Source organism: Vibrio sp. 1562, assembly GCF_033340155.1.
Taxonomy (GTDB): domain Bacteria; phylum Pseudomonadota; class Gammaproteobacteria; order Enterobacterales; family Vibrionaceae; genus Vibrio; species Vibrio alginolyticus.
This window is the reverse complement of record NZ_JAWOVY010000237.1, coordinates 1-787: the sequence shown is the minus strand read 5'-3', so window position 1 is coordinate 787 and position 787 is coordinate 1. Positions and strand designations below refer to the sequence as shown.

1 protein-coding gene is annotated in these 787 nt (G+C 40.5%); it reads right to left on the bottom strand.

The annotated features are described in order from the left end of the window. Positions 1-350 (bottom strand): retention module-containing protein (locus tag R7Z49_RS24370; RefSeq protein WP_154217557.1); only part of this gene is annotated, 350 nt, incomplete at its 3' end. Positions 351-787: the final 437 nt, after the last annotated feature.

Sequence of the window (787 nt, the reverse complement as noted above, 5' to 3'; positions counted from 1 at the left end):
CCTTCCAAAATCGCTTGTTGGATAGCAGCAACATCATTTGCGTCAAAATTAGCACTATCAATCGCCGTCGGGTCGAAAGCAATTTGGCCATCAACCGGGGTTTGAACCAAAGTTTCCGGTTGTTCTGATGAAGGCTCGGGAAGACACGCGACACAGTTTTGGTCGACAAGATAGAGCTCGTTATTGATTAGAACATCCAAAGACGCATTGTTTTCTGTGACAATGACATCCCCTGTATTTAACGCATCTCCGGCGCTTACCACTCGGATCTTACCTGTAAGATCCAATACCAAAACTTCCCCTTTGACAGCATTTACAATCGCGTTTTGCGGCACGGTTTGCGTACTCATCTGACCTCCGCTAATGGCCAACGTTTCCCATTAACCTATTGCATAGTTTTTAGTTGAATATATGTGGTGTTTTGCACATCGTTGGTTGATTAAACTAACTATCAACTCATTAAACAATCGACTTATTGCGTTCCACATCCCAAAACAAGTGAAAGTTACTATCTGTCACAAAAATGGGACACATATCCTAGCGGCGCAATATCAAGTAATTATATGAAATGCGTCACTTATTTCTAAACAAGTGTAGTCGGTCTGATAAAAAACGGAGTTATCAAAGTCACTTAACTAAAAGCGATACTGCCAGTTGCGATCAAAAGCGGTAAAAACGCAAACAAAATACTGTAGAGACTTGAGCGAGTTGATAACTTTATTAGTAAAGGAGAAGAAAAGAACGTCACAATTAGATACTGAACGAGATAAATAGGTTGGAAAAACAG